Origin of the sequence: Paraburkholderia sp. HD33-4 (assembly GCF_021390635.1) — a bacterium.
Classification (GTDB): domain Bacteria; phylum Pseudomonadota; class Gammaproteobacteria; order Burkholderiales; family Burkholderiaceae; genus Paraburkholderia.
This window is the reverse complement of record NZ_JAJEJS010000001.1, coordinates 911197-925521: the sequence shown is the minus strand read 5'-3', so window position 1 is coordinate 925521 and position 14325 is coordinate 911197. Positions and strand designations below refer to the sequence as shown.

The window sequence follows — 14325 nt, the reverse complement described above, 5'->3', positions numbered from 1 at the left end:
CTCCTGTCGGGCAGATAAGGAAGTGGACTGCCTGGACATCGCGTAACAGTCCATGTCACGGCGGCCGTGATGAGGACGACCGCGCACGACGGCAGACACCACCGGCCCATCTTACTTCGGCACAACCTCGAGTAGCTCGTCGCCGGCTATCTCGTATCGACGCATACGTTCCCACAAACTCTTCCTCGATATACCCAACGCTGAAGCGGTTTCGCTAATCCGTCCGCCATGCGCGAGCAGTGCACCACGAATGTAGAGGGTCTCGCAGCGTTGAAGATAGAGCGAAAGCGGTGGCCCCTCCTGGACTTCATCAGCTTCATCTTCCGACAGCGCAGCTTCGGGGAACACGTCGGATGGAATAAGCACGCGCGCACTGGCCAGCAGGCAAGCCCTCTCCAACCGGTTGCGCAAGTCCCTGACGTTGCCTGGCCAGCGAAACGCAATCAAGGCGGCCTCCGTTGCGGGATGAAGCTCCTTGACTGTCTCGTGGTTGGTCGAGGCGTACGACGCGAGGAACTTGCGAGCAATCCAGAGAATGTCATCGGGTCGTTCGCGCAACGGCGGCACACGCAACGTGACCACGTTGAGACGATAGAAAAGGTCCTCGCGAAAACGCTTCTGTTCGACAAGATTGTGGATGTCCACATGGGTCGCGCAGACAAGACGGAAGTTGCACGCGACGACGTGCTCGCCCCCGACTCTCCGAACATGCTTTTCCTGCAGCACGCGAAGCAGTTTGACCTGCATGCTCAGAGGTAAATCCCCGATTTCATCGAGGAACAATGTACCTCCGTGAGCCTGTTCGAAGAGTCCTCTCTTTTGCCTGTCAGCGCCGGTGAACGCGCCCTTTTCATAGCCAAAAAACTCCGATTCCATCAGGGTCTCGGGGATTGCTCCACAGTTCACGGCCACGAACGGTTCAACGTGCCCATCGCTCGCAATGTCGTGGACGTATTTGGCAAGCACCTCCTTGCCAGCACCGGACTCGCCGTTAATGAGGATGGAAGATGCACGCTTGGCAACGCGCGGCACAATGTCAGCGAGCTTGCGCATCGTCGCCGAAACGCCGAGCGGCCCGTGAGCGGGCATCGCCTCATCAGGGATGGAGTTCGCCGCAAGCGTCTGTATCTTCTGAATCAGACTGCTGATATCGAAGGGCTTGGTGATGTAGTCGGAGACGCCCGCCTTGAGCATTTCAACAGCGCGGTCGACCGACGCATACGCGGTCACAAGCACAAACGGTGGGACGTTGGACATCGTCGTCACCAGGCGGGAATACAAATCGTCTCCGGCCAGGTCAGGAAGTCGGACATCGCTTACGACGACAGCGTAGTGGTTTTTCGGTATCGCTTCCAGGGCAGTCATACCTGCGGTATGCCAGTCGACACCGAATCCCTCCAGCTGGAATCGTTCCACCATGGATTCACCCATGATTGGGTCATCTTCTACGAGACAGATTCTCGGGTCGCTCATGGTTCGTCTCCGCCGGGCAATGGCAAGGCGACCTCGAAGGTCGTCTCCGTTGCCTCACTTGACACGCTTATCGTTCCGCCAAGCTGTGTGACTATCTGGTAGCTCACCCACAATCCAATTCCATATGAGCGCACGCCACGCGGATTCTGGTTTGGCCAGTATGGCTCGAAGAGATGGGCAACCATCTCTTCGGGTATCTGCTCTCCCGTGTTCAGCACCCGGATGCGAAGCGTCGGAGAATTTATGGCAGCGTGACACGCGACGCGGCCATCCTGCGCGACTGCCTTCATTGCGTTGAGAAGCAGATTGAGGACGAGTTGGCGAACCAGATGCGATGGAAGATTAATACGCTCGGTGGGAACGTCCCACTCGAAGGTGACCCGTTTGGCTATGACCTGCGGTTGTACGAGAAGTCTCAAGTCGTCCCAGTCGGATGGCGCGGTTTGCGGCGAGTCAAGTCGAGCTTCAAACAGGAGCGCCCCAACAGTTGCACGAATCTGGGCAAGGCCGCGCTCCAGCAATGCGAGCGTACGTTGCGTGAGTCCATCAGGCTGACCGTGCGTGACCAGAGTGTCGACCGCATTTATCAATCCGCCGAGCGGGTTGTTGATTTCGTGAGCGATGCCGGCGGCGACGCGCCCCACTGCTGCAAGGCGCTCCGATACAACCATTTCGCGCTCAAGTTCACGCTTCTCAGCAAGCTCGTCCAGCATGTCCCTGAAGCTTGATGACAGGCGGCCGATTTCGTCTTTCCCACGAGCGTGAACCTCGCTCTTGAGAATCTCAGGCTCGGTCGTATGAACACGTCCAAGCGCTATCGCAAGCCGGTGTAGTGGCCGGGCTATCCGTGCTCCCCAGAGCCAGCTCAGCGGAAGTATCAGGAGGAAGCCAACCACGTTGAGCGCAACCATGCGGACGAATAAAGTGGCGAGCCCGGTGCGCAGTGTGCCTGTGTCGTAGGTCACCACGACGAAACCAAGTGGGCTGTCGTCCTCGGCCAGAACTGCCTGCGCCCCCACGATGTCCTCACTACTGAAGACGCCGGGGTACCGAAAGTAGAAATCTAGCGGCTTCGCCTTCGTCGAAGCGACCGCCATGGCAATTGGGTGACCCATGGTCGCAGCACGGGTCAACGTCGCGTAGCGATGGGGGTTGCTTGCCGCGTAGACCTGCCCATTCGCGTCGAATACGATAACGGCCTTAAGTGGGTCATCAGGCTGCTTGGCTGCGACCGGCGTGCGGATAAATTCGAAGACTCGAAAGAGGTCATCACGAACAATGGATTCGCGAACAGCAATCGCCGTAGCGTTTGTGAGACTCCTCGCTCCGTCTACAACGTTTCGCCTCGCGTCAGCAAGCGCGAGACCAAGAAGTACGGCAGTGACCACGCACTCAGTCAGAAGGATTGCCAGCGTGAGCGCGAGGGGAATCTTGTAGCGGTAGCTGACGTTTTCCAGCATCTTCGTCTCACGTGGGCATCGTATCGGAGATTCTGACGAGGCCCCGAATGCCATCGAACAGGTGGTCATCGCCAATGACGAACCGGTCGAGATTTAGATAGTGAAGCAACTCCCGTCCATCTTCATCCTCAGTCATGGATAGAAGGCAAAGCTGAGCGCGAGCAAATGTCTCGATTGAGATACTCTTGCGCGCCACAAGCGGCGGAAATCCGTACTGTGGTGATTTCCAGGCTACCTTCACGTTCGACACCGAATCCGGTAGCTGCTTCACCATCGTGTCGTAAACGTAGCCATCGATTTCGCCTGCAGATGCGAGCCCCGAGGAAACCGCCTCGACTACCTTCCTGTGTGCGAATGTGAAGAAAGCCTTGCTGAAAAATCGCCTCGGGTCGATGCCGTTTCGTATGAGTTCCGTGCGTGGCACAAGATAGCCTGAGTTAGATTGCGGGTCGCTGTATGCGAATACCTGCCCCTTCAACTCAGTGATAGTCGTGACCCCTTCGTCAGATTTCGGAACGATGAGATACGACTGATAAAGCGGCTTACCCTCGTACTGCGGCACGGCAAGCAGTTTCATCCGGTCAGCGTGAGTGACGTACGGATAGCCACAAACCCAGGCGATATCTATCTGGTCCGCGAGCAGTAACTCCGTGATTTCCCCGTAGCTTCCTCGCTGGACGAAATGCACTTCCTGTTCAAGGCGTGATTCGAGATACGCACGCCACTTCGACAGAAGTCGGACTTGATTGTCGAGAAAGACGGCCGTCGTTCCGAATAGCAACTTTTGCTGCGGTACAGCAAGCGCATGGCGCGCCGAAGCGCACGTGGCGAGCGCCAACCCTGCGCCGACCGCGTGAACAAGTGTTCGTCGCGTGTTACTAAACGGTAACCCCGACATTGTCTGGTCCCCTCTGTCCGTTACCAACCCGGAACTTATAACTACATCTCCAGTGTAGTCGAATCATTCTGTGCCGCGCCACGCGGGGTTATACCCCCTATGGCATGGAGGTTGCCTTTGCCGCTCCGATAGAACCAACCGCCCAAACAGGCTTAAAGGAGCTGGCATGTCCAACAACACCATATCCCGCCGCACGTTCCTCAAGCTGAGCGGAGGAAGCGTAGCGGCAACGGCTGCTGCGATTTCTCATCCCGTTTCTGCCGCTCCCACCGCAACGCCTGACACGAGTCACACGGTTTTGCCTTATCCGCGAAAAGCCGTCGCTGTCGCCGGACAGCTCACACAAGGCGCGCCACTGCAATTTAGTTATCCCGACGCAGCCTCGCCGTGTGTGGCAGTCAAGCTTGGGACAGCTGCACCCGGCGGCGTTGGACCGAACCGCGACATCGTCGCCTTCAGCATGATGTGCACGCACATGGGGTGTCCGGTCGCGTTTGATGCTGGTACGAACATATTCAAGTGCGGGTGCCACTACAGCATGTTCGACGCCGAAAAAGGCGGCCAAATGATTGCGGGACAGGCGACTGAAAACCTGCCCCGCATCCTGCTTTCCTATGACGAAAAGACCGGCCGTATCACGGCCACGGGCATTGAAGGCATGTTGTACGGCCGTCAGGCAAACGTGCTGTAACGGAGGAGACCATGGACAACAAAGGCGACCGTATCACGCTGCCGCCCGTTGGCGCGCAACGCACAAACATGACCTGCCACTTCTGCATCGTAGGATGTGGATACCACGTGTTCAAATGGCCGGAGGGAACCGAGGGTGGCCGTGCACCCAATGAGAATGCGCTGGGACTCGATTACCGCAAACAGCTCCCGCCACTTGCGGTGACGCTGACGCCCGCGATGACAAACGTGGTGACTGACGCGGATGGCACGCGCCACAACATCATGATTGTTCCGGACAAGCAGTGCGTCGTGAACAGCGGACTGAGTTCAACGCGTGGCGGAAAGATGGCCATGTACATGTACAACGCGAATGGCGTAACGCGCGAACGTCTCCTCAATCCTCGCCTGTATGTGGGTGACCAATGGGTCGATACGGACTGGGACCGCGCAATGAGGATTTACGCGGGACTGCTCAAGCGCACACTCGACAAGGATGGTCCGAACGGTATCGTATTTTCTGCATTCGACCACGGCGGTGCCGGTGGCGGATTCGAAAATACGTGGGCGACCGGAAAGCTGATGTTCACCGCTTTGCAGACACCGATGGTGCGCATCCACAATCGGCCTGCCTATAACTCCGAGTGCCACGCCACGCGCGAGATGGGCATCGGCGAATTGAACAATTCGTATGAAGACGCGGAGCTGGCCGACGTCATCATGGCAATTGGCAACAATGCATATGAGACGCAGACAAACTACTTCCTGAATCACTGGGTCCCCAACCTCCAGGGAGCAACCAGCAACAAGAAGAAGCAGCACTTCCCCGGAGAAGCCACGCCCGTCACGAGAATCATTTTCGTCGACCCGCGCCGGACACCGACTATCGCAGTTGCCGAGCAGGTCGCGAGTGCTGGCAACGTTCTCCATCTTGATATCCAGCCGGGCACCGATGTCGCGCTCTTCGATGGTCTTTTCACATACGTCGTTTCGCAAGGCTGGATTGACCGCGACTTCATCAGCCAGCACACGAACGGCTTCGACGACGCGGTGAAAACGAATCACATGACGCTCGAGGAGACGAGCAAGGTGACCGGAGTCACCGTCGAGAAGCTGCGCACCGCAGCGGAATGGGCTTACAAACCCAAGGCGTCCGGGCAGTCACCCCGAACCATGCACGCCTACGAGAAAGGCATCATCTGGGGCAACGACAATTACCTGATTCAGTCCGCGCTCGTAGACCTTGTACTCGCGACGCACAACGTTGGGCGTCGCGGAACTGGCGTGGTTCGCATGGGCGGCCACCAGGAAGGTTACACAAGACCACCTTATCCGGGCAACACGAAGATTTACATCGACCAGGAACTCATTCATGGCAAGGGTCGTGTCATGACCTGGTGGGCCTGCAACAACTTCCAGACGAGCAACAATGCGGAAGCGTTACGCGAAGCGGTGCTGAAGCGCTCGCAAATCGTGAAGGAAGCGATGCAGAAAGCGAGGGGCGCGAACGACGAACAATTGGTCGATGCCATCTTCGATGCGACGAGCAATGGTGGTCTGTTTGTAGCCTCGGTCAACCTGTATCCAACAAAATTGGCTGAAGCTGCGCACCTCATGCTGCCCGGTGCGCACCCCGGTGAAACCAATCTGACCTCGATGAATGGTGAGCGTCGGATGCGTCTGTCGCAGAAGTTCATGGACCCACCGGGTAGTGCTATGCCCGACGCGCTGATTGCAGCGCGCATGGCCAACGCGTTGAAGGCCATGTATCAGAAAGAAGGCAATTCGAAGATGGCAGCGCGCTTCGACGGCTTCGACTGGAAAACGGAAGAAGACGCCTTTAACGACGGGTTCAGGCAGGTGGGTCAGCCGGGCGTCCCCAAGATAGACAGCCAGGGCGGTCCGACAGGTAACCTCGCTACGTACGAGCGTCTGCGCGTGGCGGGCAACAACGGCGTCCAGCTTCCGGTGCAGTCATATACGGATGGCAAGCTCGTAGGCACCGAAATGCTTTACACCGACTCGAAGTTTGATACACCAGACGGGAAGGCGCAGTTCAAGCCTGCGGCCTGGAATGGTCTTCCGAAGACCGTTGCGCAGCAGAAGGACAAGTACCGCTTCTGGATAAACAATGGCCGGAACAATGAAATCTGGCAAACGGCCTATCACGACCAGTACAACGAGTTCGTCCGTGGGCGCTATCCCATGGCGTATCTCGAGATAAACCCCGACGATGCGAAGGAGCTTGGGATAACACCCGGAGACATCGTTGAGGTCTACAACGATTTCGGGTCAACGTACGCCATGGCGTATCCGGCGAAGGAAATCAAGCAGAACCAGACGTTCATGAATTTCGGATACTTCAACGGTATCCAGGGGGACGTCACGACTGACTGGACCGACCGCAACATCATCCCTTACTACAAGGGGACCTGGGCCAATGTGCGCAGGGTCGGCAGCATGGAAGACTACACGCGGACCGTAAGCTTCAAGAGCCGCCGATTCGTTTAACTCCTCCTTGAGCCGCCCGTTATTCACGGGCGGTTTTTTTATCCGCCCACCCAAGGGAAATCTCAATGAAGCGCTTGTTATTCGCCTGTCTTGCGCTGTCTTCAGCCGTTCCGGCCTTCGCAGGCATAGACGCCGCAAAGGCGCAGGCTATCGCAGGCCAGCACATGTGTCTCAGTTGCCACGCGGTCGACCACAAGGTGGTCGGACCAGCGTATCGCGACGTCGCCCACAAATACAAAGGCGACGCCGATGCGATGGCGGCTCTCATGAAAAAGGTGAAAGGCGGCGGGGCCGGTGCATGGGGACCTGTTGCCATGCCGCCCAATCCTGGCATCAGCGATGCAGACCTGCAAGTCGTGCTAGCGTGGGTCCTCGCTGGTGCACCCACGCAATAGGTGCAGCCGGAACGGAAATCAGGACTTGCTGACGCGTTTGCCTTCGCTGTCGACGACGACCTCACCGTCCTCCTTCGTGAACGCCCCTTTCTGCTGTGCCGGAAGAATATCGAGCACCACTTCTGACGGACGGCACAGTCGCACACCTAGCGGCGTCACGACGAGAGGTCGATTAATGAGGATAGGATGTTCCATCATGGCGTCGAGCAACTGGTCGTCCGTAACACTCGGGGCGTCCAGTCCGAGTTCCGCGTATGGCGTTCCCTTCTGCCGCACGACTTCACGCACCGACAGTCCCGACTTCTGAATCAGCTCAGCGAGTTCGTCGCGTGACGGTGGATTCTTGAGGTATTCGATGATGGTGGGTTCGATGCCTGCGTTTCGAATCATCGCCAGCGTATTGCGCGATGTCCCGCAATCGGGGTTGTGGTAGATGGTTACGTTCATGAGCTACTCCGTTCTCGAATTGAGTTGAGATATTCCGCAATCTGATTGGCTGTGTCGCGCGCACTCCGCATGACGCCAATGAGCGTCGCCGAAGCAAAGCCGGTCCACTCTCCGTACCCGACCAGCCAGAGGCGCGGCTCCTGCGTTGCCCGGGTGCCGTCGGTTGCCACCAGACCATTGGTCTCGCGCACGCCGAGTGCATCGAGGTGGTCGAGGGCAGGACGAAATCCGGTGCACCAGATGACGACGTCAACGGGTGAAAACGTCCCGTCCGGCCACACGACTCCGTCAGGCTCGAAGCGCGTAAAGGGACGCACGGTGTGGAGCACGCCTCGGGCTCGTGCCTCCTTGACGCTCTGTACCATGACGACATCACCAAGGCCGCCGACAGGCGCGGGGTCTGGTTTTCCCTCGCTGCGCGCTTTCCATCTGGCCGTCGCCCGTTCGAAGAGAACACGGCCGTCGACTTCATCCGGCAGGAACAGCGGTTCTTCCAGGGTAACCCATGTCGCGTTACAGACCAGCGACACCTCGGCCAATATCTGTGCGCCTGAGTTGCCACCGCCGACGACGAGCACGTTCTTCCCACGCAGGCCGTCGGCGTTCCGATAGCTTGCGGAATGAATCTGCTTGCCGCGAAAGAGGCTCTGCCCCGGGTACTCAGGAATGTAGGGCTTCTGCCACGAGCCAGTCGCGCTGACGACCGCTTGGGCCTGCCAAGCGCCTTGACTGCTTTCAACCAAAAGTCCGGCATCTGAGCGCTTGACCGAGGAAACGCGGACGGGGCGATGCACAGGAACCTGGTATCGACGCTCGTACTCCGCGAGGTAGCGGACTACGTGCTCACGTGATGGGTATTCTTCCGTGTCTGGTGGCATCAACCAGCCGGGAAGCGAACTCCACTGTGCCGGCGAGAAAAGGCGCAACGAGTCCCAGGTATGCTGCCACGCGCCGCCCGGCGCCGACTGTGCGTCCAGTACGACGTAATCGATGGAGGCGCGGCGCAGGAAATAAGCAACGGCCAGCGCCGACTGGCCACCACCGATAATGCAAACATCGCTTGTGAGGGTCGTTGGCATTTTTCGTTGGGAAGAGACCGGGGATTAAGCAACACTTCGATAATACCGGAAATGTCGTGCTCATCGTGGGAGCGCGGAGTGTTATGACTCCCGTCTCGTCGAGAATTGTCGGTCGCATTGGCCCTCCAACTGCGCGCCTCTCGGTGTTCATAGAGCGTGCGCCGGAGCTGGGCCCCGCAGGGCCCAAGCGCTTCCTTTAGCCGCCGCGCCGCGGACGAACCTCTACTCCATTGGAATTGCAAATTTGGACTCATCCACAGCCCAACGATTTCCTTCGAACGCCACCCCTCGAGCTCAGCTGGAATCCGACGCGTGGTCTCTCAGTGTTCCGAGATGAGCAACGCTGAGTGCATGAATCTGCTGCACGACGGCCTTTCGATAATCCAGAAACCAGCCGTTGTTCAGATTGAACAGCTGCACGAGCTCGGCTTCAAGCTGTGGAAATGGCAGGTCCAGCGCCAATACCGAAAGCTCGCGACAAGCTGCGATGAGCTGCGCGCGCTCAAGCCAGTCGCATTCGGCGCCGTTGGAGCTTAGCCACATCTGAGACGACGTGATGAGATGGTCAGTACGCAGCCATTCGCCGCTACGAGCAAATGCGAAGAGCTGCCCAACCACGAGGAACGTGAGCAGCTCAGCTCTTGTTTCGTCATCCAGCCCCTTCATCTCCCGGCTTCCTCCCTCGTAGCAAAAACATCTATCCCGTCCACCTTTGTTCCTGGATATACTGTACATTCATACAGTGTTTTTGTCAGGTCATGGAGCCAGTTTGGGAATACAAGTGGGCAGTCTGGGATGAGGCCAAAGCTCGGTTTGTGCCCACGCCGATTTGGCTTACCGATGAGGAAGCCCGGTCCGACTGGTATGCCTACGATATGTGCGTCTACCGGCTCGAGCATACGAAGCGAGACCGGATGCACTCGGCCGGCCCGGCCGTGGACCCGCCGGCTGCCGACCTGCCGTGGCATCGTGACCGCCGGGTCCGCGCCGAGCGATGCAGGTACGGCCTGCCGCCGTTCGTTACGCCGCTCGACGACGAACTGCGGCGCATCTGGAATCGGCATCCGCGGGATGACATTGGTAGGCTCGCGCTTGAGGTGCAGACGGGACGGTACGCCATTTCCGAACTTGAGGCGATTGCCGCCGAGGGCTATTGGCACCTTCAGAAGGACCACGCAACGTTAGAGGAAGCACGCAAGTCCTTGGGGCGCCTAAGGCGTCGCCTGATGCATGAGATACAGAGAATAGGGCCCATCAAGTGGGAACGGCGGTGACGACGACTCCGAGCTATGACGCAAAATCCAGCGTCTTAAATGGGGCATAATGATAAACGGTGCCAATGAAGGAACCTGCTCGAAGAGTGCATCGTCTGGCACGGACGCATATCCTCCGCTTCGTGAATCGGTTCGGGCGCCCCACCATCAACCCCCTATCAATGCCACGGAAGCACCTCGCGGTCGGGCCACATTCGGCGAGGCACACATCGCACAGCTGAAACCGATTGGGCACACGCGGGAGTGCTGTTAGAGGAAGCCCTTCGTGAAAACGAAGAACTCAAAAGCCGCTGAGCGCGTGCCCCTCCAGCGCGTACTGCCGCTGCAAGGGAAGAAGCAGTGTGAGTGACTCGGGTGCGCCTGTAGCAAATCCATCTCCCGCTCGATCCTATGAAATCAATGACACAAGAACGCGTTGCATCGTCGGGGATTGAAGAGGCGGCCACGCGACTTGGAACGAGACCTTGGACGGATGACGCAATCCAATTGGAATTGTCTACGTTGCGCGCGCCTGCTTCTGACGACTTCGTCTGGTTCGCTACCGCAATCGACAGCTCCCTCAAATCACGCAATGCGAGGCGCGCTGAGGACGTACTTTGCTTGGCATTCCAACTCGCCGAGAAAACCTTCATAGATAAAATCAAGGGTAAGGGGCACTTCCGCATAAGCAGGTACCAGTACGAAGGTGACCTATTGCGGAGAGTTCTAACCAGAGTGATGGAGCGTGTCGGAAAGAAACTGACCGTTGGGACCCTCGAATATCTTCAGTCGGTCGTGGCGCTCACCACGCTATCGAAAGACGCAATGCGGGTCAAACGAAAGCTGGAGTCCATGCTCCACAAGAAGAAGTCCGTAGCGCTCAAGAGTGCGTACGCCGAGTTGGACTTCATGTTCCAGAAGTCGGAGACAAATGGTCGAGACCCTACGTCGGTTGAGCACAGCATTGAAGAACTCGGAGAAGGATTATCGCTTCTCACTCATTTGTATTTCGACACTGTAAGGATAGAACCATACTACTTCAGTCTTATTGACGAGAAAGGCATCGCATCAGGCGAGTATCGGAATGTACTCGAAGACGCGATGCTGCTGCGACAGATTGGTGAGGCGGAAACACTCATCGACGCCTATCAATATCGCGCAACGTCCAAAGGCGGCGGAGTCACTGTTCAGGCCGCCGACGAGTTGCTGGAACGAAGCATCCGGTTTGGCTATATCCAGTATCAAAACGCAAGCAATCTGGTCGCGCACCAAAGCGGCCTGATTCACGCGGATATACCCACCTACGCTGAGGCCGTCGACTCTCTCGTAACGCGAAGCGGTCTACACTGCCTTCGCCTCCTTACCCATCCAATTCCCCGGTACGCTCTTTCGCTTCCGGGTTCAGCTGCTGGAACAACACAGTTTCGAGAACTCCGGTTCCGGGAAGATGCGGTCCATGTTGATGTGACCGCCTACAACCTCTTCTGCGCGCCAGATGAACTTCTTGCATTGCGTTTGAAAAGTGGATTGCCTGTAGAGGAAGCGAGACAAGCACAACGATACGTCGATTTTGTTCGCAAGATTTTTTGGCGTGAGTTGCGTGATTTGCATTCACCAGACGAGCCCATAGCGATGAGAAGCAGAATTCCGGTTTTCAAGCGGGAGGAGCTCAGGAAATTTTTCTCCATGTCCGTTCTTCCTGAACATGTAGACGAGGTAATTGACGCTCTCTCTCATTCACGTGAAAGCCGAGGCTTCTTCGACATCCAGTATCGCCCCATTCTTGAAGTAGATGGTCGCTACGTAGTTCCGATGAACATACTCGGATTCTCCAACGTCTTCCGCAATCTTCTCCAAAGTACGGAATCTCGAATCGCATGGCCCAATGACAAAGACCCCGTGCAGGTCATGTTGGGGGACGCCCTCTCCGCAGCAGGTTTCAAAACTTGCGCTCCATTGCAAACAAAATATCATGGCCGCGTGTTAGACATTGACGTGCTTGCAATGAAAGGGGATACGCTTTATATATTTGAATGCAAAAACCCGCTTCATCCAACGGGGGTGCATGAACTCCGGCGGTCCCTGAACTATACGCAAGAAGCAGCGGGCCAACTTGACCGTGCGATAGCAGCATTCGAGGATACTGAAAAGCGAACTCAATTGTTTCAGAGATTGGGATGGACATGTCCGCCCAACCTACGCATTGCGACTTGCGTGATGATGGGTAACCGAATGTTCAACGGATGGACCGTCGGTCACCATCCTGTTCGGTCTGTGCGCGAAGCTGTAAGGATGCTCGAAAGCGGTACTGTGAGCGTCGGCGGTCACGTGTACCGCACCCGACGTTTTCGACGCACGAGCAAGGCAGACCTAGACGATTACCTTTCGGTGGACTCGTTTGCTGTGCAATTGTTGAGATTGATGGCTCCGGTCCGACGCAGCTACAAGATTGGGCAGTCGTCGTTGACATTCAACACATTCGCGTTGGACATGGTCAAGCTTACCTTCGCCGTGGATTCTACGTTACCTAGGGCGGAACTCAGGATACCCTCCGTTCGCGGCTCTCGACGAGCCAAACCTACGCAACTACCACGCCGAAAGTCCGCACGAGTAGCGTCCCAATACTTCGATTTAGACGAATTGGCCACGTGGCTTCGACGTCCCGTGAGAAACGTCAAGAACGATGTGTATCGTCGACAACGGCGGGTACCACCGCTCGCTCGCCCTCTTGGTCGACAACCGTTGAGGTGGAGTCGCGACGATGTACGAAAGTGGTTTGGAATCGAATCGGAAGTCGAGTTTCAGAGAAGGATGATTCCCCGTTTCAAGGCCGCAAAGGCTCGAATGAGCTCCACCACCGCTTGGTAGGTCATGGGCGCTATCCTATGATGGTCGCGCCACCTTCTATTCAGCGTCGATTATTTGTAACCAGCGACTATAAATTGGCTTAAATTCGAGGTGTGCCCCAATGAAGTCAGAACACATCTACGCTGACAACCTCGCCGAGGTGGTCTGGTTGCGACTGAAGCGGCTTTCCAGCCATCAGTTGTGCGCGAAAGTAATTCTCGGGCGTTCGCCGACGATGCCCGAAGCCGCCCTAGAGGAGAAGGCCGCTGGCATGGCTTGGGCCGTGCGCTCGGCGGTTGGCTATTGGGAGACAAAGTCGGGCGGACTAAATGCTCGAGTGCTGTCGCGGTACTATGCGCTGCTTCAGATGTCGATAGCCGAGCAGATTGCTGCTGGCGATGAAACTTCTACGTTGCCCTCAATACAACGGCACACAGAACAGGGGCATGGCCTGTTCACCATAGCCGCGGATATGGATGGGTTCCCGGCAAACTATCTGGTCGGCGCCATGAAATCTGGGCACTTCGCGGCCTATTGCAAAACGCGCAAGTTGCCAATCGACGAGTTTGCTTTTGACCGAAGGATTCGCAAGCAGCCAAACGATGAGGAGCGGGCACGCCTAGTCACATTGGCTGACCTTCTGCGTCGAGTTCCAGAACTCCAGAGCGTGACACAGGAGTACCTTGGCACGTACCCGTTGGCCTTCCATGTTTCGAAGCGACACATCTCTGATTTAGAAAAGCAACTTGACCATCTTGGAGTGTCAACCATAGGCAGCTTGTTCAACGCCAAATCCCTTACACCAGCACTGACCACGACGTCTTCCATTGCGATATGTCCAGTCGGGTATGAGATTACGGCAGAACAGGCAAACGTCTTGGGCCTTCCAGTCAAGGACTTTAAGGATATGAAGGACGAAGGTTCGGACGCCACGCTCCCCATCGGGACACTGGAACACCCAGCCTCGGAACACTGGTACCAAGGACTCGACCTCCACAAGTCCGGCTATTGCGGCTCGAGCATCGTGGTGCCATATTGGGGAATACACGACATCTTCACGCTTCACTTCGTCATTTTGTACGCGTTTTCAATAATAACGAGGTACTTGCCGAACCTCTGGCATGAGATTGAAGACGGAAAATTGGACCATCTTCGCTCTTTGCTGGAGCATTATCTGGTCATCGTCGATAACGTGCTCCCAAAGATTGCGCTTGAGCGCTTGACCGGTGATTCCGTATACACCGTTCAATCGGGTTCAATTTTTGGTCTGACATAGGCAAATGGGTCGCCCCC

General features: G+C 56.9%; 12 protein-coding genes. 6 read left to right on the top strand and 6 right to left on the bottom strand.

The features are described from left to right. Positions 1-111 precede the first annotated feature (111 nt). From L0U84_RS04110 to L0U84_RS04100, 3 genes are read right to left on the bottom strand one after another with little or no spacing between them, the layout of a single operon-like run. A complete protein-coding gene (locus L0U84_RS04110) occupies positions 112-1473 on the bottom strand; it encodes a sigma-54-dependent transcriptional regulator (protein WP_233847965.1) in 1362 nt (453 codons plus the stop codon). After that, entirely contained in the window at positions 1470-2933 is a 1464-nt protein-coding gene (locus tag L0U84_RS04105; protein ID WP_233847963.1) for a sensor histidine kinase, read from the bottom strand. The genes L0U84_RS04110 and L0U84_RS04105 overlap by 4 nt, the downstream gene beginning before the upstream one ends. A gap of 7 nt (positions 2934-2940) precedes the next feature. After that, a complete protein-coding gene (locus tag L0U84_RS04100) occupies positions 2941-3831 on the bottom strand; it encodes a substrate-binding domain-containing protein (RefSeq protein WP_233847959.1) in 891 nt (296 codons plus the stop codon). Between the two features lie 166 nt (positions 3832-3997). On the opposite strand from L0U84_RS04100, the gene L0U84_RS04095 reads away from it, so the two are divergent. From L0U84_RS04095 to L0U84_RS04085, 3 genes are all read left to right on the top strand, one after another. Then, on the top strand, positions 3998-4522 hold the full coding sequence (locus tag L0U84_RS04095) for an arsenate reductase (azurin) small subunit (RefSeq protein WP_233847958.1): 525 nt from the start codon (positions 3998-4000) through the stop codon (positions 4520-4522). 11 nt (positions 4523-4533) lie between these two features. Continuing rightward, entirely contained in the window at positions 4534-7011 is a 2478-nt protein-coding gene (locus tag L0U84_RS04090; protein ID WP_233847956.1) for an arsenate reductase (azurin) large subunit, read from the top strand. Between the two features lie 65 nt (positions 7012-7076). Beyond that, complete coding sequence (locus L0U84_RS04085; protein WP_233847954.1) at positions 7077-7406, top strand: c-type cytochrome; 330 nt, start codon at positions 7077-7079, stop codon at positions 7404-7406. A gap of 18 nt (positions 7407-7424) precedes the next feature. Here the strand turns inward: L0U84_RS04085 and arsC are convergent, their stop codons facing one another. The 3 genes from arsC to L0U84_RS04070 all read right to left on the bottom strand — a co-directional run bounded on the left by arsC (position 7425) and on the right by L0U84_RS04070 (position 9598). Beyond that, entirely contained in the window at positions 7425-7853 is a 429-nt protein-coding gene (gene arsC, locus L0U84_RS04080; RefSeq protein WP_233847952.1) for an arsenate reductase (glutaredoxin), read from the bottom strand. After that, positions 7850-8932 carry an ArsO family NAD(P)H-dependent flavin-containing monooxygenase gene (locus L0U84_RS04075; RefSeq protein ID WP_233847951.1) on the bottom strand — a complete coding sequence of 361 codons (1083 nt, stop codon included), beginning with the start codon at positions 8930-8932 and terminating at the stop codon, positions 7850-7852. The genes arsC and L0U84_RS04075 overlap by 4 nt, the downstream gene beginning before the upstream one ends. A gap of 294 nt (positions 8933-9226) precedes the next feature. Further along, positions 9227-9598 carry a hypothetical protein gene (locus L0U84_RS04070; RefSeq protein WP_233847950.1) on the bottom strand — a complete coding sequence of 124 codons (372 nt, stop codon included), beginning with the start codon at positions 9596-9598 and terminating at the stop codon, positions 9227-9229. Positions 9599-9690: 92 nt separating this feature from the next. Between L0U84_RS04070 and L0U84_RS04065 the strand changes: the two genes are divergently transcribed. The 3 genes from L0U84_RS04065 (at position 9691) to L0U84_RS04055 (ending at position 14308) form a co-directional block, all read left to right on the top strand. After that, positions 9691-10206, top strand: a complete 516-nt coding sequence (locus L0U84_RS04065) for a hypothetical protein (RefSeq protein ID WP_233847949.1) — start codon at positions 9691-9693, stop codon at positions 10204-10206. 600 nt (positions 10207-10806) lie between these two features. Next, entirely contained in the window at positions 10807-13053 is a 2247-nt protein-coding gene (locus L0U84_RS04060) for a hypothetical protein (protein WP_233847948.1), read from the top strand. A gap of 100 nt (positions 13054-13153) precedes the next feature. Further along, positions 13154-14308 carry a YaaC family protein gene (locus L0U84_RS04055; RefSeq protein WP_233847946.1) on the top strand — a complete coding sequence of 385 codons (1155 nt, stop codon included), beginning with the start codon at positions 13154-13156 and terminating at the stop codon, positions 14306-14308. Positions 14309-14325: the final 17 nt, after the last annotated feature.